Annotated in this window: 37 protein-coding genes; 1 reads left to right on the top strand and 36 read right to left on the bottom strand. The window is 65.0% G+C overall.

Annotated elements, in window-relative coordinates:
• Positions 1-3 precede the first annotated feature (3 nt).
• From rplQ to infA, 7 genes are all read right to left on the bottom strand, one after another.
• Complete coding sequence (gene rplQ / locus JOF55_RS24465) at positions 4-597, bottom strand: 50S ribosomal protein L17 (RefSeq protein WP_374727280.1); 594 nt, start codon at positions 595-597, stop codon at positions 4-6.
• Positions 598-648: 51 nt separating this feature from the next.
• Positions 649-1,785, bottom strand: a complete 1,137-nt coding sequence (locus tag JOF55_RS13375; RefSeq protein WP_310274075.1) for a DNA-directed RNA polymerase subunit alpha — start codon at positions 1,783-1,785, stop codon at positions 649-651.
• 145 nt (positions 1,786-1,930) lie between these two features.
• Complete coding sequence (gene rpsD, locus JOF55_RS13370) at positions 1,931-2,536, bottom strand: 30S ribosomal protein S4 (protein WP_310274073.1); 606 nt, start codon at positions 2,534-2,536, stop codon at positions 1,931-1,933.
• 23 nt (positions 2,537-2,559) lie between these two features.
• Positions 2,560-2,964, bottom strand: a complete 405-nt coding sequence (gene rpsK, locus JOF55_RS13365) for a 30S ribosomal protein S11 (RefSeq protein ID WP_310274071.1) — start codon at positions 2,962-2,964, stop codon at positions 2,560-2,562.
• 25 nt (positions 2,965-2,989) lie between these two features.
• Complete coding sequence (gene rpsM / locus JOF55_RS13360; RefSeq protein ID WP_310274069.1) at positions 2,990-3,370, bottom strand: 30S ribosomal protein S13; 381 nt, start codon at positions 3,368-3,370, stop codon at positions 2,990-2,992.
• A 205-nt stretch (positions 3,371-3,575) separates the two neighbouring features.
• Positions 3,576-3,689: a 50S ribosomal protein L36 gene (rpmJ, locus tag JOF55_RS13355; protein ID WP_184476415.1), complete on the bottom strand. Its 114-nt coding sequence runs from the start codon at positions 3,687-3,689 to the stop codon at positions 3,576-3,578.
• 52 nt (positions 3,690-3,741) lie between these two features.
• Positions 3,742-3,963: a translation initiation factor IF-1 gene (gene infA, locus JOF55_RS13350; protein ID WP_009948665.1), complete on the bottom strand. Its 222-nt coding sequence runs from the start codon at positions 3,961-3,963 to the stop codon at positions 3,742-3,744.
• Positions 3,964-4,480: 517 nt separating this feature from the next.
• On the opposite strand from infA, the gene JOF55_RS13345 reads away from it, so the two are divergent.
• Positions 4,481-5,128 carry a class I SAM-dependent methyltransferase gene (locus JOF55_RS13345; RefSeq protein ID WP_310274064.1) on the top strand — a complete coding sequence of 216 codons (648 nt, stop codon included), beginning with the start codon at positions 4,481-4,483 and terminating at the stop codon, positions 5,126-5,128.
• A 112-nt stretch (positions 5,129-5,240) separates the two neighbouring features.
• Here JOF55_RS13345 and map read toward each other — a convergent pair whose 3' ends face one another.
• The 29 genes from map to JOF55_RS13200 all read right to left on the bottom strand — a co-directional run bounded on the left by map (position 5,241) and on the right by JOF55_RS13200 (position 24,708).
• Positions 5,241-6,032, bottom strand: a complete 792-nt coding sequence (map, locus tag JOF55_RS13340; protein WP_310274062.1) for a type I methionyl aminopeptidase — start codon at positions 6,030-6,032, stop codon at positions 5,241-5,243.
• A 21-nt stretch (positions 6,033-6,053) separates the two neighbouring features.
• On the bottom strand, positions 6,054-6,602 hold the full coding sequence (locus tag JOF55_RS13335; protein ID WP_374727279.1) for an adenylate kinase: 549 nt from the start codon (positions 6,600-6,602) through the stop codon (positions 6,054-6,056).
• Between the two features lie 257 nt (positions 6,603-6,859).
• Complete coding sequence (secY, locus tag JOF55_RS13330; RefSeq protein ID WP_310274060.1) at positions 6,860-8,173, bottom strand: preprotein translocase subunit SecY; 1,314 nt, start codon at positions 8,171-8,173, stop codon at positions 6,860-6,862.
• Between the two features lie 376 nt (positions 8,174-8,549).
• Positions 8,550-8,999: a 50S ribosomal protein L15 gene (gene rplO, locus JOF55_RS13325; protein WP_310274057.1), complete on the bottom strand. Its 450-nt coding sequence runs from the start codon at positions 8,997-8,999 to the stop codon at positions 8,550-8,552.
• A 2-nt stretch (positions 9,000-9,001) separates the two neighbouring features.
• The gene (gene rpmD / locus JOF55_RS13320; protein WP_310274055.1) at positions 9,002-9,184 is read right to left on the bottom strand and encodes a 50S ribosomal protein L30; all 183 of its coding nucleotides are present in this window, start codon (positions 9,182-9,184) and stop codon (positions 9,002-9,004) included.
• Between the two features lie 6 nt (positions 9,185-9,190).
• Positions 9,191-9,802 (bottom strand): 30S ribosomal protein S5, encoded by a 612-nt coding sequence (rpsE, locus tag JOF55_RS13315; RefSeq protein WP_310274053.1) that lies wholly within the window; start codon positions 9,800-9,802, stop codon positions 9,191-9,193.
• Positions 9,803-9,867: 65 nt separating this feature from the next.
• Complete coding sequence (gene rplR / locus JOF55_RS13310) at positions 9,868-10,272, bottom strand: 50S ribosomal protein L18 (RefSeq protein ID WP_310274051.1); 405 nt, start codon at positions 10,270-10,272, stop codon at positions 9,868-9,870.
• Positions 10,273-10,274: 2 nt separating this feature from the next.
• A complete protein-coding gene (rplF, locus tag JOF55_RS13305; RefSeq protein ID WP_310274049.1) occupies positions 10,275-10,814 on the bottom strand; it encodes a 50S ribosomal protein L6 in 540 nt (179 codons plus the stop codon).
• Between the two features lie 16 nt (positions 10,815-10,830).
• Positions 10,831-11,229, bottom strand: a complete 399-nt coding sequence (rpsH, locus tag JOF55_RS13300; RefSeq protein WP_310278371.1) for a 30S ribosomal protein S8 — start codon at positions 11,227-11,229, stop codon at positions 10,831-10,833.
• 260 nt (positions 11,230-11,489) lie between these two features.
• On the bottom strand, positions 11,490-11,675 hold the full coding sequence (locus JOF55_RS13295) for a type Z 30S ribosomal protein S14 (RefSeq protein WP_310274047.1): 186 nt from the start codon (positions 11,673-11,675) through the stop codon (positions 11,490-11,492).
• 42 nt (positions 11,676-11,717) lie between these two features.
• Entirely contained in the window at positions 11,718-12,281 is a 564-nt protein-coding gene (rplE, locus tag JOF55_RS13290) for a 50S ribosomal protein L5 (protein WP_374727278.1), read from the bottom strand.
• Between the two features lie 4 nt (positions 12,282-12,285).
• Positions 12,286-12,600 carry a 50S ribosomal protein L24 gene (gene rplX / locus JOF55_RS13285; RefSeq protein WP_310274045.1) on the bottom strand — a complete coding sequence of 105 codons (315 nt, stop codon included), beginning with the start codon at positions 12,598-12,600 and terminating at the stop codon, positions 12,286-12,288.
• Positions 12,600-12,968 carry a 50S ribosomal protein L14 gene (gene rplN / locus JOF55_RS13280; RefSeq protein WP_310274043.1) on the bottom strand — a complete coding sequence of 123 codons (369 nt, stop codon included), beginning with the start codon at positions 12,966-12,968 and terminating at the stop codon, positions 12,600-12,602. Before rplN ends, rplX begins: the two co-directional genes overlap by 1 nt.
• Before the next feature lie 183 nt (positions 12,969-13,151).
• On the bottom strand, positions 13,152-13,451 hold the full coding sequence (rpsQ, locus tag JOF55_RS13275; RefSeq protein ID WP_310274040.1) for a 30S ribosomal protein S17: 300 nt from the start codon (positions 13,449-13,451) through the stop codon (positions 13,152-13,154).
• Positions 13,448-13,690, bottom strand: a complete 243-nt coding sequence (rpmC, locus tag JOF55_RS13270; protein WP_310274038.1) for a 50S ribosomal protein L29 — start codon at positions 13,688-13,690, stop codon at positions 13,448-13,450. The genes rpsQ and rpmC overlap by 4 nt, the downstream gene beginning before the upstream one ends.
• On the bottom strand, positions 13,690-14,109 hold the full coding sequence (gene rplP / locus JOF55_RS13265) for a 50S ribosomal protein L16 (protein WP_310274036.1): 420 nt from the start codon (positions 14,107-14,109) through the stop codon (positions 13,690-13,692). The genes rpmC and rplP overlap by 1 nt, the downstream gene beginning before the upstream one ends.
• Before the next feature lie 3 nt (positions 14,110-14,112).
• Complete coding sequence (gene rpsC / locus JOF55_RS13260) at positions 14,113-15,054, bottom strand: 30S ribosomal protein S3 (RefSeq protein WP_310274034.1); 942 nt, start codon at positions 15,052-15,054, stop codon at positions 14,113-14,115.
• Positions 15,054-15,482 carry a 50S ribosomal protein L22 gene (rplV, locus tag JOF55_RS13255; RefSeq protein ID WP_310274032.1) on the bottom strand — a complete coding sequence of 143 codons (429 nt, stop codon included), beginning with the start codon at positions 15,480-15,482 and terminating at the stop codon, positions 15,054-15,056. The genes rpsC and rplV overlap by 1 nt, the downstream gene beginning before the upstream one ends.
• Positions 15,483-15,555: 73 nt before the next feature.
• Positions 15,556-15,837, bottom strand: a complete 282-nt coding sequence (rpsS, locus tag JOF55_RS13250; RefSeq protein WP_310274030.1) for a 30S ribosomal protein S19 — start codon at positions 15,835-15,837, stop codon at positions 15,556-15,558.
• Between the two features lie 18 nt (positions 15,838-15,855).
• Positions 15,856-16,692 (bottom strand): 50S ribosomal protein L2, encoded by an 837-nt coding sequence (rplB, locus tag JOF55_RS13245; RefSeq protein ID WP_310274028.1) that lies wholly within the window; start codon positions 16,690-16,692, stop codon positions 15,856-15,858.
• A 46-nt stretch (positions 16,693-16,738) separates the two neighbouring features.
• On the bottom strand, positions 16,739-17,038 hold the full coding sequence (gene rplW / locus JOF55_RS13240) for a 50S ribosomal protein L23 (protein ID WP_374727277.1): 300 nt from the start codon (positions 17,036-17,038) through the stop codon (positions 16,739-16,741).
• A complete protein-coding gene (gene rplD / locus JOF55_RS13235; RefSeq protein ID WP_310274026.1) occupies positions 17,035-17,721 on the bottom strand; it encodes a 50S ribosomal protein L4 in 687 nt (228 codons plus the stop codon). Before rplD ends, rplW begins: the two co-directional genes overlap by 4 nt.
• Positions 17,721-18,371, bottom strand: a complete 651-nt coding sequence (gene rplC / locus JOF55_RS13230; protein WP_374727276.1) for a 50S ribosomal protein L3 — start codon at positions 18,369-18,371, stop codon at positions 17,721-17,723. Before rplC ends, rplD begins: the two co-directional genes overlap by 1 nt.
• A gap of 48 nt (positions 18,372-18,419) precedes the next feature.
• On the bottom strand, positions 18,420-18,725 hold the full coding sequence (gene rpsJ, locus JOF55_RS13225) for a 30S ribosomal protein S10 (protein ID WP_017976809.1): 306 nt from the start codon (positions 18,723-18,725) through the stop codon (positions 18,420-18,422).
• 578 nt (positions 18,726-19,303) lie between these two features.
• On the bottom strand, positions 19,304-20,497 hold the full coding sequence (gene tuf, locus JOF55_RS13220) for an elongation factor Tu (protein WP_310274017.1): 1,194 nt from the start codon (positions 20,495-20,497) through the stop codon (positions 19,304-19,306).
• A 157-nt stretch (positions 20,498-20,654) separates the two neighbouring features.
• Positions 20,655-22,757 (bottom strand): elongation factor G, encoded by a 2,103-nt coding sequence (fusA, locus tag JOF55_RS13215; RefSeq protein WP_310274015.1) that lies wholly within the window; start codon positions 22,755-22,757, stop codon positions 20,655-20,657.
• 77 nt (positions 22,758-22,834) lie between these two features.
• A complete protein-coding gene (rpsG, locus tag JOF55_RS13210; protein ID WP_310274012.1) occupies positions 22,835-23,305 on the bottom strand; it encodes a 30S ribosomal protein S7 in 471 nt (156 codons plus the stop codon).
• The gene (gene rpsL / locus JOF55_RS13205; RefSeq protein WP_310274010.1) at positions 23,305-23,679 is read right to left on the bottom strand and encodes a 30S ribosomal protein S12; all 375 of its coding nucleotides are present in this window, start codon (positions 23,677-23,679) and stop codon (positions 23,305-23,307) included. Before rpsL ends, rpsG begins: the two co-directional genes overlap by 1 nt.
• Before the next feature lie 381 nt (positions 23,680-24,060).
• Positions 24,061-24,708, bottom strand: a complete 648-nt coding sequence (locus JOF55_RS13200; RefSeq protein WP_310274009.1) for a TNT domain-containing protein — start codon at positions 24,706-24,708, stop codon at positions 24,061-24,063.
• Positions 24,709-24,715 lie beyond the last annotated feature (7 nt).

Below are 24,715 nucleotides of genomic sequence, written 5' to 3'. Positions count from 1 at the left end.
AGCTCAGGATTCTTCCTTGTTCTCGTCCTTGGCTTCCAGGTCCGCCTCGACGTTCTCCCGTGAGCCCTCGGCGGGCTCCTGGTCACTCGACGAAGCACCCTGCGAGGCCTCGGCGGCCTCGGGATTCGCGGTAGCCTGCGGCTCCTCCTCGGAGCCGCTCTGCGTACCGGTGGACTCGGCCGCGGCCTCGTCCTTGGCGAACCTGGTGCCGCGGGCGGCCTCTGCCTCGGCAGTGGCCGTCTTCTCGTTCACCAATTCGATGACCGCCATCGGAGCGTTGTCACCTCGACGCGGCATCGCCTTGGTGATGCGGGTGTAGCCACCGTTACGGTCGGCGAAGAACGGGCCGATCTCGGCAAAGAGCTTGTGCACGATGTCCTTGTCGCGAATGGTCTTCATGACCTCGCGGCGGTTGTGCAGATCGCCCTTCCTGCTCTTGGTGATCAGACGCTCGGCGAGCGGGCGCAGCCGTTTCGCCTTCGCCTCGGTGGTCGTGATCCGCCCATGCTCGAACAGCGACGTGGCCAGATTGGCCAACATCAGTCGTTCGTGCGACGGCGACCCGCCGAGACGCGCTCCCTTGGTCGGGGTGGGCATCACTTGCTCCTCTCAAGCACGGATCGGATTATTCCTCTCCGCGCACCACAGCTACAGCTGCTCAGTCTCCGCGTAGTCCTGACCGTCGTCGTAGCCGCCATCGAAGCCCTCGTCGAAGCCGGTGCCGTAGCCCGCGCCGTAGCCCGCGGCACCCTCGACACCGTAGCCCCCGGCGCCCTCGATACCGGTGTCCTCATCCGACCAGCTGTCAGCCGGGTACTCGGCAGCAGCCGCGGACGGGTCGAACCCGGGCGGGCTGTCCTTCAGTGCCAGACCCAGACCGACCAGCTTCAACTTGACCTCGTCGATGGACTTCGCACCGAAGTTACGAATGTCCAGCAGGTCGGCCTCACTGCGCGAAACCAGCTCGCCGACAGTGTGGATGCCCTCTCGCTTGAGGCAGTTGTAGGAACGCACCGTGAGATCGAGGTCCTCGATCGGCATCGCGTAGGCGGCGATGGTGTCGGCCTCGGCAGGCGACGGACCGATCTCGACACCCTCGGCATCCACGTTGAGCTCGCGTGCGAGCCCGAACAGCTCCACCAAGGTGCGACCGGCCGATGCCACCGCGTCCCGCGGTGTGATCGACGGCTTGGTCTCGACGTCGAGGATCAAGCGATCGAAGTCGGTACGCTGCTCGACACGCGTGGCCTCGACCTTGTAGGTCACCTTCAACACCGGCGAGTAGATCGAGTCCACCGGAATCCGGCCGATCTCGGCACCCGCCTGCTTGTTCTGCACTGCCGGGACGTAGCCGCGACCACGCTCGACCACCAACTCGATCTCCAGTTTGCCTTGCCCATTGAGGGTGGCAACGTGCAGATCCGGGTTGTGCACGGTCACGCCGGCCGGTGGCACGATATCGGCGGCGGTAACCGCACCGGGGCCCTGCTTACGCAGGTACATCGTCACGGGTTCGTCTTCCTCGGAGCTCACGACGAGCTCCTTGAGGTTCAGGATGACGTCGGTGACGTCCTCCTTGACTCCCGGGATCGTGGTGAACTCGTGCAGCACACCATCGATCCGCAGACTGGTCACCGACGCACCCGGGATCGAGGAGAGCAGGGTACGACGCAGCGAATTGCCGAGGGTATAGCCGAAACCCGGTTCCAGTGGCTCGATGACGAACTTGGAGCGAGTTTCCGACACTGCCTCTTCGGCCAGTGAGGGTCGCTGAGAGATGAGCACTGTCGTTTCCTTTCCGCACGGCGCCCGCCATATGACGCCGAAGGGATGGCGTGCCCGCGGCGAATCGCGGGCGAGACGGTGGTGCATCCGGCGCCACCGCCCGGACCACCCGGGGGCGACCGACAGGCCACCCCCGGGGAAGGTGTCACTTCGAGTAAAGCTCGACGATGAGCTGTTCGGTGACCGGCGTGTCGATCTGCGCACGCTCGGGCAGTTGATGCACGAGAATCCGCAACGTCGACGGCACCACCTGCAGCCATGCCGGTGCAGGGCGCTCGCCCAGGGTTTCCTTGGCGATGATGAACGGCGTCGACTTCAGCGACTTCGGCTTGACATCGATGATGTCGAACTTCGTCACCTGGTAGCTCGGGATGTTCACCTTCTGACCATTGACCAGGAAGTGCCCGTGGTTGACGAGCTGCCGAGCCTGCCTGCGGGTACGTGCCAGTCCGGCCCGGTAAACCACGTTGTCCAGGCGTGCCTCCAGCAGCTGCAGCAGGTTGTCACCTGTCTTGCCCTGCCTGCGGTTGGCCTCTTCGTAGTACGACCGGAACTGCTTTTCCATGATGCCGTAGGTGAACCGGGCCTTCTGCTTCTCCTGGAGCTGCAGCAGGTACTCGGTCTCCTTGACACGGCCACGCCCGTGCTGACCCGGCGGGTACGGGCGACGCTCGAACGCCTGGTCACCGCCGATGAGGTCAACCTTCAGGCGGCGAGACTTGCGGGTTGCGGGACCCGTGTAACGAGCCATGTGTGTCTACTCCTTCCCCGCGTTCAGACCCGGCGCCGCTTCGGCGGGCGGCAGCCGTTGTGCGGCTGCGGGGTTACGTCCTGGATCGTGCCGACCTCGAGGCCGGCTGCCTGCAACGAGCGAATCGCCGTCTCACGTCCCGAGCCGGGGCCCTTGACGAAGACGTCGACCTTCTTCATGCCGTGCTCGGCGGCCTTTCGTGCAGCGTTCTCGGCGGCCATCTGCGCGGCGAACGGAGTGGACTTCCTGGAGCCCTTGAACCCGACGTGGCCTGCGGAGGCCCAGCTGATCACTGCACCGGTCGTGTCACTGACCGTAACGATGGTGTTGTTGAACGTGCTCTTGATGTGGGCTTGCCCATGAGCAACATTCTTCTTTTCCTTGCGCCTTACCTTCTTGACGGAACCGGCGCGGCTCTTCGGTGGCATCTGTGTCGTGGTCTCCTAGCGAGGCTTACTTCCTACCGGCCTTCTTCTTGCCGGCGACCGTCTTCTTCGGTCCCTTACGGGTGCGGGCGTTGGTCTTCGTCCGCTGCCCGTTCAGTGGGAGATTGCGGCGGTGCCGCAGCCCCTCGTAGGAGCCGATCTCGATCTTGCGGCGAATATCGGCCTGAACCTCACGACGGAGGTCACCCTCGACCCGGTAGTTGTTGTCGACGTACTCGCGCAGTTTCGCGAGCTGCTCGTCGTCGAGATCCTTCGCGCGCGTGTCGAACGGAATCTCCGTCGCTTTCAGGATCTGCTGAGAGCTGCTACGGCCGATGCCGTAGACATAGGTCAGCGCGATCTCCATCCGCTTGTCGCGGGGGAGATCAACGGCAGCGACTCGTGCCATCCGGCACTACTCCTCACTCGTTGATCCAGGTCTACTCCCTCACCGTCCCCGACCGAAACCGGCGACGGCCCGTCGAACGGGCCGGACGGTCCCGGCACGGAGCCCCAGCCTGGAATCCGGGGGTCGACCGGCTTCGCGTACAAGCCGGCAGGCTGCAGGGAGGTCCCTTGTTGGTTGGATGGTCTCGATTGCGACCCTGCGGTAATCAGCCCTGGCGTTGCTTGTGGCGCTGGTTGTCGCAGATCACCAGAACCCGACCGTGACGGCGGATTATCTGGCACTTGTCGCAGATCTTTTTCACACTTGGCTGGACCTTCACGGTCGTGCTCTCCTGCTCGGACGCGTGTCCGGTCTCCCGGACACCGTGGAGGTCACTTGTAGCGGTAGACAATGCGCCCACGGGAGAGGTCGTAGGGCGAAAGCTCCACAACGACCCGGTCCTCGGGCAGGATGCGAATGTAGTGTTGGCGCATCTTGCCACTGATGTGAGCGAGGACCTTGTGGCCATTCTCCAACTCGACGCGGAACATCGCGTTGGGGAGCGGCTCGATCACCCGACCCTCGACCTCAATGGCCCCGTCCTTCTTGCCCATGTCCTCCGCGTTTCGTGACGGTGACAGTTCATCTTGCTGGTACATATGCCATCCGATGACCGAAACCCGGCCCCGGGCAGCAGACACACCCTCAGCGGTCCGAAGAGCCGAGACATCACCGACGCGATAACCTCGGTAGCATGCCGCAGATCCGGGCTGACCCAACCGACCAGCTACCGGCCGACCGGCTACCGGCCGACCGGCTATCGGTCAGCCGGCCACCGATGGCTCGCCATCAATGGCTGACCACCGATGGCGACCTCTGCAAGCACGCAGACACGACGAACCGACGCGATGAGTGCGCCGTTGCTCCAGTGTACGCGCTCGCGAAAACTCGGCCCACTCGGGGCAGGACGATGCGAAAACCGACACGGTCGGCATCGCTGCGTCGTCGTTCGCATCCGCAACGAGTGCCCACCCGCCGTGATCCAGTACGGTTCGACTGCACATGTTGAGGACCGAAGTGCGGCAAATACAGCAGTCGCCAATCGAATCGGCAAGTCCATCGAGGAGGACCGTGACCACCCAGCAGGACCGCCACACTCCACTCAACGGACGATGGCTGCCCGATACGGCGAAGTTCGGTGAGTACCGCACATTCTTCAGCACGGCGGTACGCAATCCTTCGATGGTCGGAGCGGCCACTCCCACCTCGGGAGCCGTGGCCGCCACCGTCGCGCAGGTCGTTCCGACCACCGGTAGGCCGGTTGTGGTCGAGCTCGGCCCGGGCACCGGCTCCCTCAGCGGCGCCATTCACGACCGCCTGCCCGCACATGCCCGCCACATCGGCATCGAACTCGGCGATGATCTCGTTCAGCACCTGCGGCGGCACCAGCCGTGGATGGAAACCGTGCACGGCAACGCAGAGAACCTGCATACACTGCTCACCGGGCTGGACATCGACAAGGTCGATGCCGTGATCAGCAGCATCCCGTGGTCGCTACTCACCGAGGAGGTCCAGCAGAACATTCTGCGGCAGGCGGCTCACGTTCTCACCCCGCACGGCTCCTTCACCGCGCTGACCTACCTGCCCGCACAGCACTCGGCGGGGGGCCGCCGCTTCCACCGGCGGCTGAAGGCGACCTTCGACGAAGTAATCACGCACACGACATGGCGAAATCTCCCGCCGATCATGCACTACATCTGTCGCCGCCCACTGGGATAACAGGGCTGGCCGTGTCGGTTTTCGACAAAATTGCACGCCCCTGCACCGGGGGGTTGAAGTTTCCGGGAAAACCTCAACCCCGCACCGCCACACAAGCCGATCCGGCGTGCTCTCACTCCTCGGCGGCGGTGAGCACCCAGGGGCCGTCCTCGGTGATGGCCACCGTGTGCTCCCAGTGCGCGGCGCAGGAGCCGTCCACGGTCACGACCGTCCAGTCGTCATCGAGCTCCGCTGTCTCCGCCGAACCGAGAGTCAGCATCGGCTCCACCGCGAGAGCCATCCCGACCTTGAGCTTCGGTCCCTTACCGGGCTTGCCGAGATTCGGCAGGAACGGCTCCATGTGCATCCTGGTGCCGATACCGTGCCCGCCGTACTCCGCGATGAGCCCGTAGTCCACCCCATCGGTGTCCATCGACTCCCGTGCCGCGGTTTCCACCGCATGCGAGATGTCGGTCAGACGGTTGCCCGCACGGACCTGGGCCGCACCCGCCCACATGGCGTGCTTGGTCGCCTCGGACAGGGCCAGTTCGCGGGGGCCGACCTCACCGATCGGCAGGGTCACGGCGGAGTCTCCGTGCCAGCCGTCCAGGATCGCCCCGCAATCCACCGAGACCATGTCGCCGTCGCCCAGGATCTCCTGTTCCGACGGGATACCGTGCACCACCTTCTCGTTGACCGAGGTGCAAATCGACGCCGGGAAACCGTGGTAGCCCTTGAAAGACGGGATCGCCCCCGCATCCCGGATCACCTGCTCGGCGACAGCATCGAGTTCACCGGTGCTCACACCGGGCTTGGCGTGCGCGGTGACCTCGGCGAGCGCACGCGCGACAAGCAGGCCCGACGCACGCATCGCCTCGATTTCACCGGTGGTCTTGAGCTCGATGCCCTTACCTCGCCGCAGCACTCCACTACCTTCCCGTCGGACTCACTTGCGCAGGGATTCCAGCGCGCGTGAAGTGATCTCGTCGACCGAGCCGAGCGCGTTGATGGTGATGACCTTGTCGCGGTAGTACTCCAGCAACGGCGCGGTCTCCGATTCGTACACCGACAGCCTGCGTCGGATGACCTCCTCGGTGTCGTCCGAACGCCCTCGGTCCAGCATTCGGCGCACCAGCTCCTCCTGTGGCACGTCGAACTGCATCACCGCTGTCAGCTCCATACCGTTCTCGGCGAGAATCTCGCCGAGAACGTCGGCCTGCGGGGTCGTGCGCGGGAAGCCGTCGAGCAGGAAACCCGCACGGGCATCGGACTCGGACAGCCGCTGGCGCACCATCTCGTTGGTGACCTTGTCCGGCACGAGTTCGCCCGCGTCGAGGTAGCTCTTCGCTTCCTGCCCCAAGGGGGTCTCGTTGTCGATGTTCGCCCGGAACAGGTCACCGGTGGAAATGTGTGGGACCGCGAGCTGCTCACTCAGCACGGCCGCTTGGGTGCCCTTGCCCGCACCGGGCGGGCCGACGAGAACCAATCGCACCAAGGGTCTGCCTCCGAATCCGTCTGGTGGTCTTGCACCACCGTTGTTCGAGCGCTTCAAGCTCACCTGTCATCGCACATCCCCAGCCACAACACGCTGCGAATGTCCCCGTGCGGAAATCCCGCACTCAGGACACGAGGTGGGCGGCACCGTAGCCGATGTTCCGGTGAACGTAACCCCCATCCACTTCGTGGGAGCGTGGGCAACAAGCCACAGCACCGGACGGGGCACGGGCGCCATTGCCCGGAATTTCCCCGAGACTACCGGAGGAAGCCCTCATAGTTTCGCTGCGTGAGCTGACTCTCGACCTGCTTGACAGTGTCCAATCCTACGTTGACCATGATCAACACCGCTGTGCCACCGAACATGAAGCTCTGCATGCCGCCCTGTCCGCTGCCGGTCAGACCGAGGAAGAAGCTCGGTAGCACGGCGATGATGCCGAGGTACAGCGCACCCGGCAGGGTGATCCTGGACAGCACGAAGCTGAGGTATTCGGCCGTCGGGCGACCGGGGCGGATACCGGGAATGAACCCGCCGAACTTCTTCATCTCGTCCGCACGCTCCTCGGGATTGAACGTGATCGAAACGTAGAAGTAGGCGAAGAAGATGATCATCGCCATGTACAGCAGGATGTGCACCCAGCTCGACGGATCAACGATGTAGGTCTGGATGAACCGCGCCCACCAGGTGTTCTGCCCACCGGAGAGCTGCCCCAGCAGTTGCGGCAGGTAGAGCAGGGAGGAAGCGAAGATCACCGGGATGATTCCGGCCTGGTTGACCTTCAGTGGCAGATAGGTGGAGGTACCCCCGTACATCCGGCGGCCGATCATGCGCTTGGCGTACTGCACGGGGATCCGGCGCTGTGCCTGTTCGACGAACACGACGCTGGTGACGATGGCGAGGCCGAATACGCAGACGACGGCGAAGACGAGTCCACCCTGCCCGCTCAGAATGCTGGCACCCTGCGAGGGAATCCGGGCCGCGATGGACGTGAAGATCAGCAGCGACATGCCGTTGCCGATCCCCCGCTCGGTGATCAGCTCACCCATCCACATCAGCAGGGCGGCACCTGCCGTCATCGTCACCACGATGACCAACAGGTTCAGCACCGAGTTGTCCGGAATGACCTCGGTGGTGCAGCCGGGGAAGAGCTGTCCGCGCACGGCGAGAGCGGTGATACCGGTCGCCTGCAGGAGCGCGAGCGCGACCGTCAGGTACCGGGTGTACTGGGTCAGCGTGGCCTGCCCGGACTGGCCCTCCTTCTTCAACTGTTCGAAGCGGGGAATGACCACCTGCAACAGTTGAACGATGATGCTCGCCGTGATGTACGGCATAATGCCCAGCGACAACACCGAGAGCTGCAGCAGTGCACCACCGCTGAACAAATTCAGCAGCGAGTAGATGCTCTCGCTGTTGTCCCGGGTCTGTTCCACGCATTGCTGAACATTCGGGTACGACACCCCCGGCGACGGGAGCATGGCACCGAGCCGATACAGCACGATGATGCCCAGCGTGAACAGAATCTTGCGGCGCAGGTCCGGCGTCACCAGAGCCGAGCGGAAGGCGCCGAGCACGCAGACCTCCTGTGCGCAAGCCGGCCACATGGCCGGGTTCGATTGCCAACTGAGGCAGTCGGCATAACTGGCGTTGCTGTCGCAGCACCGTTCGGCACGGACTGCCGCCTGGACTCTAACAGCAACCGTACCGAGTCGACGTAGCCACCCGAACGTACCCGTTCGTACCGCACGTCCGTACGCAGCGACTCTCCCCCGAGCCAGGCGAACATGCCCACTCGACCCGGCACGATCGCGAAAACCGGTAAAAATATCCACCCGATGCGGCGACCGACACGCCCATCGGGACATCACGACGGGTGCTACACGAACGGGGCCGCTCGACCGAATCGTCGAGCGGCCCCGTCGTGCACGGGCAATCCGTCGAAAGCCCTGTTCAGCGTCCCCGTCGGGTCACGCTCCCGCCCGCAGCGGTGATCTTCTCCCGGGCGCTGCCGGTGAACGCGTCCGCAGTCACGTCGAGCTTGACGCCCTCCGGATCACCGTCACCGAGAATCTTGACCAGTTCGCCCTTCTTGACGAACCCGGCACCGATCAGCTCCTCGATGCCGACCGAACCGCCCTGCGGAAAGGCCTGCACCAGCTTGCCGACATTGATGCCCTGGTACTCGACACGGTTGCGGTTTTTGAAGCCGCGCAGCTTCGGCAACCGCATCTGCAACGGCATCTGCCCGCCCTCGAAGCGGGGCGAGACCGTCTTCCGCGCCCTCGTTCCCTTGGTACCGCGGCCGGCTGTCTTGCCCTTCGAGGCCTCGCCGCGACCGACACGGATCTTGTCGCGCTTGGACCCCGGAGCCGGCTGCAGGTCGTGGATCTTGATGACCATGCCTACTCGACCTCCTCGACCGTCACCAGGTGGTGCACGGAATTGACCATGCCGCGCACGTTCGGGTCATCCGGCCGCACGACCGACTGGTGGATCCTGCGCAGACCCAACGAGCGCATGCTGGCCTTCTGATGGTGCTGGGCGCCGGCCAGGCCGCGCACCTGCGTGATCTTCAACTGGCTCATCTCAGCTCACACCTCCTGCCCTGCGCGCTGACGCAGCACACGAGCCGGAGCGACATCCTCCAGCGGCAGTCCGCGACGCGCCGCGACCTCTTCGGGACGCTGCAACTGCTTCAGAGCCGAGACCGTGGCCTGCACGATGTTGAGCGCGTTGTCGCTGCCCAGCGACTTGCTCAGCACATCGTGGATGCCCGCGCACTCCAGAACGGCACGCACCGGGCCACCGGCGATAACACCGGTACCGGGACTGGCCGGACGGAGCAGCACGACACCGGCGGCATCCTCACCCTGCACCGGGTGGGGGATCGATCCGGCGAGCCGAGGAACGCGGAAGAAGTTCTTCTTCGCCTCCTCCACACCCTTGGCGATCGCCGAGGGCACTTCCTTGGCCTTGCCGTAACCGACACCGACCATGCCGTCGCCGTCACCGCAGACGACCAGCGCGGTGAAGCTGAACCGCCGGCCACCCTTGACGACCTTGGCAACACGGTTGATGGTCACGACACGTTCGAACTGCGGGGTCTTCTCTTGGGCCGCCCCGCCACGGCCACCGTCGCGACGGTCCTTGCGGTCTTTGCCGCCGGATTCCGAACCGCCGTCACGCCGAGTGCGTCCAGGCATCAGGCGTCCCTTCCATTACTGGCTGCCACGATCTTGGCTGCGATGGTCTCGTCGTTGCGCACTTGTCAGAACTCCAGACCGCCCTCACGAGCGGCATCGGCCAGCGCGGCCACCCGCCCGTGGTAGGCATTGCCGCCTCGATCGAACACGATCCGGGCGATCCCTGCGTCCTTGGCGCGAGCGGCAACGAGCTCTCCGACCCGAGTGGCCTTGTTCGTCTTGTTGCCCTCGAACGTGCGGAACTCCGCCTCCAGGGTGGAGGCCGCCGCCAGCGTGTGGCCGACCGTGTCGTCGATGATCTGCGCAACAATGTGTCGCGAGGACCGCGAGACGGCAAGCCGCGGCCGCTCGGGGGTGCCGCTGATCTTCTTGCGAATCCGGGTCTGACGGTTGGCACGGGCTTGACGACGCACGGTCGCGATGCCCTTGCCCACCGGCTTGCGCTTCGTACCTGTGGTGGTCTCGCTCATGGTCACTTACCCGTCTTCCCGACCTTGGTGCGGATCTTCTCGCCCGCGTAGCGCACACCCTTGCCCTTGTACGGGTCGGGACGGCGCAGCTTGCGGATCTTGGCGGCAACCTCGCCGACCTGCTGCTTGTCGATACCCTTGACCGACAGTTTCGAGGGGCCGTCCGTGGCGAACTCGATACCCTGCGGCGGCTCCATCACAACCGGGTGGCTGTAGCCGAGAGCGAACTCGAGATTGGCCCCCTTGAGCTGCACCCGGTAACCGACGCCCTGGATTTCGAGATCCCGCTGGTAGCCCTGGCTGACGCCGACCACCATGTTGTTCACCAGGCTGCGCGACAGTCCGTGCAGTGCGCGGCTCCGGCGCTCGTCGTCGGGGCGCTGAACCTGGATGGTTCCGTCCGAGTCCCGCTCGACCGTGATGGGCTCGGTGATTTGCTGCTGCAGAGTGCCCTTCGGGCCCTTGGCCGTGACCATCTGGCCGTCGATCGTCACCTCGACGCCGGAGGGCACGGTGATCGGCAACACTCCGATGCGCGACATAACCGTTCCTCCTTCTTCACCAGACGTAGGCGAGAACTTCCCCGCCCACGCCCTTCTTCATGGCCTGCTTGTCGGTCAGCAGACCGCCCGACGTCGAAATGATCGCGATACCCAGTCCGCCGAGCACCTTCGGCAGGTTCGTGGACTTGGCGTACACGCGCAGGCCCGGCTTGGACACCCGGCGCAGGCCGGTCATGCTCTTCTCGCGGTTCGGGCCGTACTTGAGCTCGACGACCAGGTTCTTGCCCTTCTCGCCTGCCTGCGTCCACGAACCGGAAACGTAGCCCTCGCGCTGCAGGATGTCGGCAATATTCGCCTTGAGCTTGGAGTGCGGCATCACGATCTCGTCGTGGTAGGCGCGACTCCCGTTCCGCAGACGCGTCAACATGTCTGCGATCGGATCGGTCATCGTCATGGTGACCTTGTCAACCTTTCTCGTCCGGTTCCGGTGGGTCCCGACGACGCCGTGCCGAAACACGGCCACACGTGAGGTCTGGACCCTGGCCTGAACGAAGTCGGGGTCATTGCCCGCCCGCAGGCGAGCCGGATTGTTCGCGGACTGCTCGTACATCGGCGTGTCCGCGTATCAAGCTTGTTCGCGTACCAGCGCGGGGCTTGTCCCGGTGAACTCCCCCGAGACTACCTGTCACCAGGCAGAACTCGTCGGATGAGGCTTCACCACGAGGACTTGCTCACGCCCGGAAGCTCACCGGCATGGGCCATCTCGCGGAAGCAGATCCGGCACAGCCCGAACTTGCGGAGCACCGAGCGCGGGCGTCCGCAACGCTGGCAACGGGTGTAGCTGCGAACCCGGAACTTCGGCTTGCGCGCGGCCTTGTTGATCAGTGCCTTTTTGGCCATCGGCTCAGTTCTCCTTGCTTCGATCCTCAGCGGTGGCCACGGTCACTGCTCCTTGAACGGGAAGCCCAGATGCCGCAACAGCACCCTGCCCTCCGCGTTGGTGGCGGCCGTGGTCACGACGGTGATGTCCATGCCACGCGGGCGATCGATCGCATCCTGGTTGATCTCGTGGAACATCGACTGCTCGTTGAGGCCGAACGTGTAGTTGCCGTTGCCGTCGAACTGGTTCGGCGACAATCCCCGGAAATCCCGGATGCGCGGCAGCGAAATGCTCACCAGGCGATCGAGGAACTCCCACATCCGGTCGCCACGCAGGGTCACGCGGGCGCCGATCGGCATCCCCTCGCGCACCTTGAATTGAGCGATGGACTTGCGAGCCTTGCGAACCTCGGGCTTCTGACCGGTGATGGTCGCCAGGTCGCGAACGGCGCCCTCGATCAGTTTGCTGTCCCGCGCGGCATCGCCCACACCCATGTTGACCACGACCTTGGTCACACCGGGCACCAACATCGGATTGGAGTAGGAGAACTCCTCGTTGAGGGCCGGAATGACCTCGTCACGGTAGCGGGTCTTCAGCCGGGGGACGATCTTCTCAGCAGTGGTCATGAGTTCAGATGTCCTTACCGTTGCGGCGAGAAATACGCACCTTCTTGCCGTCCTCGCCCGTGCGATAGCCGATACGGGTGGGCTTGCCGTCCGAGTCCGCCACCATCACATTGCTGACGTGGATCGGCGCCTCCTGCGTCACGATGCCACCGGACTGCGCACCACGCTCGGTCCGCGAGACCTTCGTGTGCTTCTTGATCCGATTGACACCCTCGACCAGGACGCGGTCCCGCTGCGGGAAGGCCTGGATGACCTTGCCCCTGGCGCCCTTGTCCTTACCGGAGATCACGACGACCGTGTCGCCCTTTTTCACCTTCATCACAGCACCTCCGGCGCGAGCGAGATGATCTTCATGAACTTCCTGTCACGCAGCTCGCGGCCGACGGGCCCGAAGATGCGGGTCCCTCGCGGATCGCCACCGGGCTTGATCAGCACCGCGGCATTCTCGTCGAACCGGATGTAGGAACCGTCCGGACGACGCTTCTCCTTCTTCTGCCGGACGATGACGGCCTTGACCACATCGCCCCTCTTGACACCTGCGGCGGGGATGGCTTCCTTCACCGTCGCCGTCACGATGTCACCGACACCTGCGTAACGCCGACCGGAACCACCGAGTACCCGGATCGTGAGGATCTCCTTGGCCCCGGTGTTGTCGGCGACACGCAGTCGCGACTCCTGCTGGATCACGTCGACTCCTGACCCTAAGTTTTCGCGCTTTCTCGCGCGAAGAACACTCTGGCACGCCAGATTTCCGACCTGACGTGCGCGGCCGTGTGGAGACTTGCGTCTCCACACCTCCCAGCACTACTTCCGGGAGGTCGGATGCCAAATGTGGCCACCTGCGGAGGACCGCTCCGCAGGTGGTCCGCATTACTTGGCCTTCTCCACGACCTCGACCAGCCGCCAGCGCTTCGTCGCCGACAGCGGCCGGGTCTCCATCAGCAGTACCCGGTCACCAACACCCGCGGTATTGGCCTCGTCGTGCGCCTTGACCTTGGTGGTCTGCCGCATGATCTTGCCGTACAGCGCGTGCTTCTTGCGGTCCTGCAGGGAAACCACGATCGTCTTGTCCATCTTGGACGAGACGACGTAACCCTCCCGGACCTTGCGGTAGTTCCGGTTCTCGCCCTGTCCTTCTGTGACAGAGCCCTCAGCAACTGTTTCGCTCATGCCGCGCCCTCCTCGGCGCCGTCAGGGGACACCGTCAGGCCCAGCTCACGCTCGCGCATGATGGTGTAAAGCCGGGCGATGTCCTTGCGCACGACGCGCAACCGGCGGTTGTTCTCCAGCTGTCCGGTCGCCATCTGGAATCGGAGGTTGAACAACTCCTCCTTCGACTCCTTCAGACGTGACACGAGCTCCTCGTTGTTCAACTCCCGGAGCTCGGAAGCGGTGACACCCGCGCTCATCAGAAGTCACCACCCTCGCGGGACACGATCTTGCACTTCATCGGGAGCTTGTGGACCGCACGCGTCAACGCCTCGAGCGCGATCTTCTGGTTCGGGTAGTTCAACTCGAACATGACCCGGCCCGGCTTGACGTTGGCGACCCAGTACTCCGGCGAACCCTTACCGGAACCCATGCGGGTTTCGGCGGGCTTCTTCGTCAGCGGACGATCCGGGAAGATGTTGATCCACACCTTGCCGCCACGTTTCACATGCCGGGTGATCGCGATACGAGCCGACTCGATCTGCCGGTTCGTCACATAGCCCTGCTCGAGGGCCTGAATGCCGTATTCACCGAAGTTGATCTGGGTGCCGCCCTTGGCGAAGCCCTTGCGCTTCGGTGCGTGGGCCTTGCGCCACCTGACCTTGCGTGGGACGAGCACGTCTCAGCCCTCCGTCTTCTCATCAGCGTGGGGCTCGCTGACAGCCGGAGCATTGCCGACGGCCGCATCACCGGCGGTCTGCTCCTGCTGCGAGCTCTCGGCCGAGCCACCGGCGCTCTCCGCGGACTTGGCACCCTTGCCGGACTTGCCTGCGGCACGACCGGCCTCGGTCCCCGTCGCCGTGGTACCGGAGGCACCCGAACGGCGCCGGCCACCGCGCTCCGAGCGACCACCTCGGCCACCCTCGCGCTGACCACCGCCGCCACCTTCGCCGCGCGGCGCGCGAACCTCGGACTCCTGCTGCTTCTGCTTCAGGCCGCCGACCAGCTCACCCTTGTAGATCCAGACCTTCACACCGATCCGGCCGAAGGTGGTCCGGGCCTCGAAGAAGCCGTAGTCCATGTCCGCACGCAGCGTGTGCAGCGGCACCTGGCCCTCGCGGTAGAACTCCGAGCGGGACATCTCGGCACCGCCGAGACGGCCACCGCACTGGACACGGATACCCTTGACCTGCTGCGACCGCATGGCCGACTGCATGCCCTTGCGCATCGCACGCCGGAAGGACACGCGGTTGGAAAGCTGCTCCGCGATGCCCTGGGCCACGAGCTGGGCGTCCGTCTCCGAGTTCTTGACCTCGAGAATGTTGAGCTGGACCTGCTTGCCGGTCAGCTTCTCCAGTGAACCGCGCAGGCGATCCGCCTCGGCACCACGCCGACCGATCACGATGCCCGGCCGGGCGGTGTGAATATCCACCCGGACTCGCTCGCGGGTGCGCTCGATCTCCACCTTGGAGATGCCTGCGCGCTCCATCCCGCGAGAGAGCCGCTTGCGGATCTTGACGTCTTCCGCGACGTACTCCGAATACTGCTTGTCGGCGTACCAGCGCGACTTCCAGTCCGTGGTGATGCCGAGCCGGAAGCCGTGCGGGTTGATCTTCTGACCCACTACCGGGCACTCCCCTTCTGGCTACTGCTCTTGCGAGACTTGCCTGCCGATTTGGGCTGGCGCGACTCGACCTCGACCGTGATGTGACTGGTCCGCTTGCGAATCCGGTACGCGCGACCCTGCGCGCGCGGCCGGAAGCGCTTCAGCGTCGGACCCTCGTCCACGTAGGCCCGGTGCACCCACAGGGTCTCCGGGTCGAGCGAGCGGTTGTTCTCCGCATTGGCCATCGCACTGGCGAGCACCTTCGACACCGGACCGCTCGCGGTCTGCGGCGCGAACTTGAGCACGTCCAGGGCTTCGCTGGCGCTACGGCCCTTGATGAGCTCGACCACGCGACGCGCCTTCATCGGCGCCACGCGGACGTAGCGGGCCCGCGCCACTGCACGCGGCGATTCCTCCGCGGCACTGTCGTCGGTACGGGCTGTCATCCTGCTACCCCTTTGCCCCGGGCTGCGGGAATCTCTTCCCGCATGGCCCGGCTCGTTCGTGTCACAGACCCGCTCACCGGCGGCGCGACTTCCGGTCGTCCTTCACGTGACCCTTGAAGGTGCGGGTCGGGGCAAACTCGCCGAGCTTGTGCCCGACCATGTTCTCGCTGATGAACACCGGCACGTGCTTGCGGCCGTCGTGCACGGCGATGGTGTGGTTGAGCATGTCCGGGATGACCGTCGACCGGCGCGACCAGGTCTTGATCACCGACTTCTTGTTCGCCTCGTTCAGCGCGTCCACCTTCTTGAGCAGGTGGTCGTCCACGAACGGACCCTTCTTCAGGCTGCGTGGCATGTGCTCTTACCTCCCTGCTCAGCGCTTCTTCTTACCGGTGCGCCGGCGACGAACGATGAGCTTGTCACTGGGCTTGCTACGGCGGCTCCGGCCCTCGGGCTTACCCTTCGGGTTGACCGGATGACGCCCACCGGAGGTCCTGCCCTCACCACCACCGTGGGGGTGGTCGATCGGGTTCATCACGACACCGCGCACGGTCGGGCGCTTGCCCTTCCAGCGCATCCGGCCCGCCTTGCCCCAGCTGATGTTGGAGTGCTCGGAGTTTCCGACCTCACCAACCGTGGCCCGGCAGCGCACGTCCACATTGCGGATCTCACCCGAAGGCATCCGCAACTGGGCGTTCGGACCGTCCTTGGCCACCAGCTGGACCCGGGCACCGGCCGAGCGCGCGATCTTCGCGCCGCCGCCCGGACGCAACTCGATCGCGTGCACCACCGTGCCGGTGGGGATGTTGCGCATCGGGAGGTTGTTGCCCGGCTTGATGTCGGCACGGACGCCGCTCTCCACGCGATCACCCTGCCGGACCTTGTCCGGTGCGATGATGTAGCGCTTCTCCCCGTCGAGGTAGTGCAGCAGTGCGATCCGTGCACTGCGGTTCGGGTCGTACTCGATGTGCGCGACCTTGGCGGGCACACCGTCCTTGTCGTTACGGCGGAAGTCGATCACGCGGTAGGCCCGCTTGTGGCCGCCACCCTGGTGCCGCGTGGTGATCCTGCCGTGCGCGTTCCGGCCGCCGTGGCCGTGCAGCGGCCGAACCAGCGACTTCTCCGGATGTGAGCGGGTGACCTCGGAGAAGTCCGACCCGCTGGAACCGCGACGGCCCGCCGTCGTCGGCTTGTGCTTGCGAATGCCCATCTCTACGCAGTCCTAGTCTTCCATCGGCTTTTCGCCTGCGCCCGGCTCAGGCCGCCATACCACCGAAGATCTCGATCGGCTTGCTCTCGGCGGACAGCGTGACGATCGCCCGCTTGGTGTCCTTGCGCTTGCCGTACCCGGTGCGGGTGCGCTTGCGCTTGCCCTGACGATTGATCGTGTTGACGTTGGTGACCTGTACGCCGAAGATCTTCTCGATCGCGATCTTGATCTCGGTCTTGTTCGTGCCGGGACGGACCAGGAACGTGTACTGGTTCTCCGAAAGCAGCCCGTAGCTCTTCTCGGAAATCACCGGCGCGATGATGATGTCTCGCGGGTCGGGGATCACTGGTCTGCCTCCTCAGCCTCACCGGAGGTCGCGACGGCCTTGGCCGAACGACCCTTCGACGGGCCGGCGATGAAGCGCTCGAACGCCTCCTTGCTGAACACGATGTCGTCGTTGACGAGCACGTCGTAGGTGTTCAACTGGCCGGGGTCGATGATGTGCACGTTCGGCAGGTTGCGCAGGCTCAGCCAGGCACGCTCCTCGGTGCGGTTGAGCACCACCAGGACGCGCTTGGCATCGGTCAGCGCACGCAGTGTGGCCTTGGCCGCCTTGGTGGACGGCTGCTCGCCGGTCACCACCTCGGTCACCACGTGGAGCTGCTCGGCCCGGGCACGGTCCGACAGGGCTCCGCGCAGCGCCGCCGCCTTCATCTTCTTCGGGGTCCGCTGCGAGTAGTCCCGCGGAGCCGGACCGTGCACCGTGCCACCGCCGACGAACTGCGGGGCGCGGGTCGAGCCCTGCCGGGCGTTACCGGTGCCCTTCTGCCGGTACGGCTTCTTGCTTCCGCCTGCGACAGCACCGCGAGTCTTGGTTGCGTGCGTGCCCTGACGCGCGGCGGCCAACTGGGCCACCACGACCTGGTGCATCAGCGGAATGTTCGCCTTCGCGTCGAAAAGCTCGGCAGGCAGTTCGACATGGCCGTCCGTACTGCCGTCCGGGGTACGGACATCGAGCGTGGCTGCCATCACGCACCACCCTTCACAGCGCTCTTGACCAGCACCAGACCGCCCTTGGGGCCCGGAACGGCGCCCTTGATCAGCAACAGGCCGGAGTCGTTCTCGACCTGGTGCACCTTGAGGTTCTGGGTGGTCACGCGGTTGTTGCCCATCCGACCGGGCATCTTCATGCCCTTGAACACATGGCCCGGTGTGGCGCACCCACCGATCGAGCCGGGCTTGCGGTGCACTGCTTGCGTACCGTGGCTCATGCCCTGCCGGGAGAAACCGTGGCGCTTGATGGTGCCCGCGAAACCCTTGCCCTTGCTCGTACCGACCACGTCGACCAGCGCACCCGACTCGAAGAGCTCGGCGGTGAGTTCCTGGCCGAGCTCGTAGGAGTCGGCATCCGAGGTGCGCAGCTCGACGATGTGGCGGCGCGGCGTGACACCGGCCTTCGCGAACTGACCACTGCGCGGCTTGTTCACCTTGCGCGGGTCGATGGCGCCGAACGCCAGCTGCACGGCCGAATAGCCGTCGTTGTCCTGAGTGCGGACCTGGGTGACCACGTTCGGCCCGGCCTGCACGACCGTCACCGGGACCACCCGGTTCTGATCGTCGAAGACCTGGGTCATGCCGAGCTTGGTGCCCAGAATCCCCTTGATCTGCTTGTCAGACATGAGTCTCGTTCTCTCCGCCGCCTGTCAATGAACCGAAGTGCCGCACGCTCACTGGATGTTCACGTCGACGCTTGCCGGCAGGTCGATGCGCATGAGTGCGTCCACCGTCTTGGGCGTCGGTTCGACGATGTCGATGAGCCGCTTGTGCGTCCGCATCTCGAAGTGCTCCCGCGAATCCTTGTACTTGTGCGGAGAGCGGATGACGCAGTAGACGTTCTTCTCGGTGGGCAGCGGCACCGGCCCGACGACCGAAGCGCCGGTGCGCGTCACGGTCTCGACGATCTTGCGTGCGGACGCGTCGATCGCCTCGTGGTCGTAGGCCTTGAGCCGGATGCGGATCTTTTGTCCCGCCATAGTGGCTTGCCGTTCCTCTAGTCTCGTGCCGCTAGTACCTAGCGCGGTGCGGGTGCCCGAAACGCGCCCCGGCACACCGCTGCGTACCCACACCTCACGGGTGGGAATCGCATGGAAGCCGGGCGCAGGACACAGCCCGCGGTCCGCCCCTGTTCAGGTGTCTGGGTGCCCGGTACCCGCGGTCGGGCGTGTCGCTCGCACGACGCAAACCGGTCCCGCCGAACGTCGCCGGCGGGATGGATTCACACTCGGAATCCGTACACCTCGTATGGCACCCTGCTCGGTCGGCGACCGGAGCGCACTCCGGTCGCATACTCGCAGGCCCGGAAAACACCGGTCCTGGCCCGAATCAAGGGCGCGGGGCTCTCGTGGCGGAACGGCCGAACACCGGAAAAGCGATGTTCCCGAACAAGACCGAACGGATTCGGTCACGTCCGGACGATCATACCCGGGCACTCGCACCCGAGTAAGGCTCGACCGTTCCGACGAGCAACCCATACAGCATGACACACCTCGTGTGCCAGCCCGAATCGGGGTGGGGTTGTTCCCCGCACTGTGCGGACAACAACCCCACCACATCACTTGTTGATCTTGGTGACGCGGCCCGCACCGACCGTGCGGCCACCCTCGCGAATCGCGAAGCGCAGGCCCTCGTCCATTGCGATCGGCTGGATGAGCTGCACCGACATCTCGGTGTTGTCACCCGGCATGACCATCTCGGTGCCCTCGGGAAGGGTCACCACACCGGTCACGTCCGTGGTCCGGAAGTAGAACTGCGGCCGGTAGTTGTTGAAGAACGGCGTGTGCCGGCCACCCTCGTCCTTGGACAGGATGTACACCTGTGCATCGAACTCGGTGTGCGGGGTGGTGGTGCCGGGCTTCACGACAACCATGCCGCGCTCGACGTCCTCGCGCTTGATACCGCGGATCAGCAGACCGACGTTGTCACCGGCCTGACCCTGGTCGAGCAGCTTGCGGAACATCTCCACGCCGGTGACCGTGGTCTTGATGGCCTTGTCCTTGATGCCGACCATCTCGACTTCCTCGTTCACCTTGATGACGCCGCGCTCCACGCGCCCGGTCACCACGGTGCCGCGGCCGGTGATGGAGAAGACGTCCTCCACCGGCATGAGGAATGCCTGGTCGGTGGCACGCACCGGGTCCGGGATGTTCGCGTCGACGGCGTGCAGCAGATCCATGATCTTCGCACCCCACTCGGCGTCGCCCTCGAGCGCCTTGAGCGCGGAAACCCGGATGATCGGGGCGTCGTCGCCGGGGAAGTCCTGCTCGCTGAGCAGCTCACGGACCTCCATCTCGACGAGCTCCAGGATCTCCTCGTCCTCGACCATGTCGGCCTTGTTCAGGGCGACGAGAATGTAGGGCACGCCGACCTGCTTGGCCAGCAGCACGTGCTCGCGGGTCTGCGGCATCGGACCGTCACTGGCCGCCACAACCAGGATGGCACCGTCCATCTGGGCGGCACCGGTGATCATGTTCTTCACGTAGTCGGCGTGGCCGGGAGCGTCGACGTGAGCGTAGTGACGCGCCTCGGTCTGGTACTCGACGTGAGCGATCTGGATCGTGATCCCGCGCTGCTTCTCTTCCGGCGCCTTGTCGATGTCCTCGAAAGGCGTGTACGGGTTCAGCTCCGGGTGATTGTCGTGCAGGACCTTGGTGATCGCCGCGGTCAGCGTGGTCTTGCCGTGGTCAACGTGACCGATGGTCCCGATGTTGACGTGCGGCTTGTCCCTCTCGAACTTCGCCTTCGCCACTGGATTGTCCTCCTGGACTTGTGTTCTTTCCGCCGTGCGATGTGCCTTGCCCCCGCGCTGTCACGCGGAGAAGTCGTGCCAGGCGGAGTCCTGTCGGGTTTGGTGCCCGCCCCGCCACGGAGAGTCCGCAGCGGGGCCGCCACCGAACTACACGGGATTACTCCCCCGTAGCCTTCGCAATGATCTCCTTGGCCACGTTCGTCGGAACCTCGCCGTAGGAGTCGAACTGCATCGAGTAGTTCGCGCGACCCTGCGTCTTCGAACGCAGATCGCCCACGTACCCGAACATCTCGGACAGCGGGACCAGTGCCTTCACGACACGGGAACCGCCGCGCTCCTCCATGGCCTGAACGTGACCACGGCGGGAGTTCAGGTCGCCGATGACGTCACCCATGTATTCCTCGGGTGTCGTCGTCTCGACCGCCATCAATGGTTCGAGGATCGCCGGGCTGGCCTTCGCGGACGCTTCCTTCATCGCCTGCGAACCGGCGACCTTGAAGGCCATCTCCGAGGAGTCCACCTCGTGGTACTGACCGTCCAACAGGGTCACCTTGACGCCGACCAGCGGATAGCCCGCGAGCACACCGTACTGCATGGCGTCCTGCGCACCTTCGTCGACCGAGGGAATGTACTCCCGCGGGATGCGGCCACCCGTGACCTGATTGCTGAACTCGTAGGTCGCGCTCTCCGAGCTCTGCTCGATCGGTTCGAGCTTGATGATCACGCGGGCGAACTGGCCGGAACCACCGGTCTGCTTCTTGTGCGTGAACTCGTGCTTGTCGATCGTCTTGCGAATCGTCTCCCGGTAGGCCACCTGCGGCTTACCGATGTTCGCCTCGACCTTGAAGTCCGACTTCATCCGGTTGACCAGCACCTCGAGGTGCAGCTCGCCCATTCCCTTGACGATGGTCTGACCGGTCTCGTCGTCGAGCTTGACCTGGAAGGTCGGGTCCTCCTCGGCGAGCTTCTGGATCGCCGTCGAGAGCTTCTCCTGGTCGGCCTTGGTCTTCGGCTCGATGGCCACCTCGATGACCGGCTCGGGGAAGCTCATCGACTCCAGCACGATCTGGTCCTGCATGTCGCACAGGGTGTCGCCGGTGGTGGTCTCCTTGAGCCCGACCATCGCGTAGATGTGCCCGGCCTGAGCCTCGTCCACCGGGTTCTCCTTGTTGGAGTGCATCTGGAACAGCTTTCCGATGCGCTCCTTGCGATCCCGCGTGGAGTTCATGATCTGCTGGGCTTGCTCGATCCTGCCGGAATAGACCCGGACATAGGTCAGCTTGCCGAAGAACGGGTGTACGGCGACCTTGAACGCCAGGGCCGAGAACGGCTCCTTGGTACTGGGCTTGCGCTCGGCTTCGGTCTCGCCGTCGCGCAGCATCCCCTTCACCGGCGGAACGTCCAGCGGCGAGGGCAGGTAGTCGCGTACCGCGTCCAGCATCGGCTGGACACCCTTGTTCTTGAAGGCGGTGCCGCACAGGACCGGGAAGGCCTCGCGGTTGATGGTGAGCGTGCGGATGCCCTGCTTGATCTGCTCGGTGGTCAGTTCCTCACCACCGAAGTAGGTCTCCATCAGGTCCTCGCTGGACTCCGCGACGGACTCGACCAGTTCCGTGCGGTAGCGCTGGGCGGTCTCGACGAGATCCTCCGGGATCTCCTCGATCTCGTAGGTCGCACCCTTGGCAACGTCACCGCGCCAGGTCAGCGCCTTCATGCTGACGAGGTCGACCACGCCCTCGAAGTCGGACTCCGTACCGATCGGCAGCTGCAGCACCAGCGGACGGGCGTTGAGCCGGTCCCGGATCGTGCCGAGCGTGAAGTAGAAGTCCGCGCCGAGCTTGTCCATCTTGTTGACGAAGCAGATGCGCGGCACGTCGTACTTGTCCGCCTGCCGCCAGACCTGCTCGGACTGCGGCTCGACACCCTCCTTGCCGTCGAAGACCGCGACGGCACCGTCCAGGACGCGCAGCGACCGCTCCACCTCGACGGTGAAGTCGACGTGCCCCGGGGTGTCGATGATGTTGATCTGGTTGTCGCCCCAGAAGGTCGTGGTAGCAGCAGAGGTAATGGTGATACCCCGTGACTGCTCCTCGGCCATCCAGTCCATCGTCGCAGCGCCGTCGTGGACCTCGCCGAGCTTGTAGTTGATCCCGGTGTAGTACAGGATCCGCTCGGTCGTGGTGGTCTTGCCCGCGTCGATGTGGGCCATGATGCCGATATTGCGGACCTTGGTCAGGTCAGTCAGCACGTCGCGTGCCACGAGTTCTCTCCCCGTTCCCTACAGCAGCTGGAAGCTGTCGAATCGGTGAGCCGAGGCGGGCAGAAGCCGACCCGACGTCACCACCGGTAGTGCGCGAAGGCCTTGTTGGACTCCGCCATCTTGTGCGTGTCTTCGCGCTTCTTGACGCTCGCGCCGAGACCATTGCTCGCATCGAGCAGTTCGTTGGTCAGTCGATCGATCATGGTCTTCTCGCGGCGCTGCCGCGAGAAACGCACCAGCCAGCGCAGGGCCAGGGTGGTGGAACGGCCCGCACGGACCTCGATCGGAACCTGGTAGGTCGCGCCACCGACACGGCGGCTGCGGACCTCGAGGGAAGGTTTGACGTTGTCGAGCGCACGCTTCAACGTCACCACCGGATCGGTACCGGTCTTCTCCCTGCAGCCTTCCAGTGCCGCGTACACGATCCGCTCGGCCAGCGAACGCTTTCCGTCCACCAGAACCTTGTTCACCAGCTGGGTGACCAGCGGCGAGCTGTACACGGGGTCGGCGACCAGCGACCGCTTCGGGGCGGGACCCTTGCGAGGCATCAGCGCTTCTCCTTCTTCGCACCGTACTGGCTGCGAGACTGCTTGCGGTTCTTCACACCCTGGGTGTCGAGCGCACCGCGAATGATCTTGTATCGCACGCCGGGAAGGTCCTTCACACGGCCACCACGAACGAGCACGATCGAGTGCTCCTGCAGGTTGTGCCCCTCACCCGGGATGTAGGCCGTGATCTCCATGCCGGTGGTGAGCTTGACACGGGCGACCTTGCGCAGTGACGAGTTCGGCTTCTTCGGAGTGGTGGTGTACACGCGGGTGCACACGCCACGCCGCTGTGGGCTTCCCTGAAGCGCCGCAGTCGTAACCTTCTTCGGCTTGTCCTGGCGGCCCTTACGGACCAACTGCTGGATGGTGGGCATGGACCGGCTTTCTGCTTGAGCGTTCGCGTCTTCGGTGGTACTCGTTCACACCAGCGCTCGTGGCGAGCACCGTTCGTACCCTGGCGCCGAGCACCGTGTTTCTCGCCCGGTATCGAGCACCATGGTGGCACTGTGCATTTGGGACTCCCCCACGCCACCCCGTGACACGAGGTCGGGCGTGTCGCCCTCGCCTCTGCCTTACGGCGTCGATGGCGCCCCAGCGGGAGTGAACCCCAGTGGGCCGTCAGGAGGAGTTCCGTATCGCCCGCTGCGGTCATCGTGACCATCGAACTACGCGGACACTGGTACGCATGGGCATACGGACCGACCCGATGGGTTTCGGGTCCGAGCAATAAAGATACCTGCCCCGTTTGAAGAGGGTCAAAACGGGGGGTACGGCAGGTACGAACTCGATGGCGCGGGTTCGTCCCCGCCACACGTCGGTACTCTACCTGCCGAGGCAAGAGGGTGTCGCACTCTCGCACCCGTCGCCCGATCGTTCACGGCGAGTCCCGCACACGTGCGGGGCACACCTCGACGAGCCAGTCCCCCCGCGACGAGCTCGGCAGGCGACTGCGGGAGGACAAAAGCGGTTCCACCACCGACCACGCCGTCCTCGCCGCGTACCGTTCCGATCACCACGGCGAACGGCGAGGTCACCCGGTACCGCCGATGCTGCCCCGGCTCGGCCGTGGGCGGGACACCGCGTTGCGGCAGCGCCGTGCCCGCGAGGTGGGCGAGATTACCCTCGACAGCACCGAAGCGGTCGATCTCGACACCTGCTCGCAGTTCATCGAGGTACTTGCCGTCGAGCGCGGCCAGCGGCAGCTCGTCCAGCAGAACACCCCGGGGACACTCGTAGTCCTCCAGTGGTTCGCCGGGCACGCGCTGGTACTCCTCCGGGCTGCGTAGCAGGCGTCCGAGCAGGTGAGTTCCGGCGGCGAGCAGATCGGCAAAATGCTCCCACTCGCCGTCGCCCGCACTGCTGCGGTAGGAGACCGTCCACCAACCGTCCGCACCGAGCAGCATGCTCCAG

This window comes from Haloactinomyces albus, assembly GCF_031458135.1.
Classification (GTDB): Bacteria; Actinomycetota; Actinomycetes; order Mycobacteriales; family Pseudonocardiaceae; genus Haloactinomyces; species Haloactinomyces albus.
This window is presented reverse-complemented; position numbering and strand designations above follow the sequence as displayed.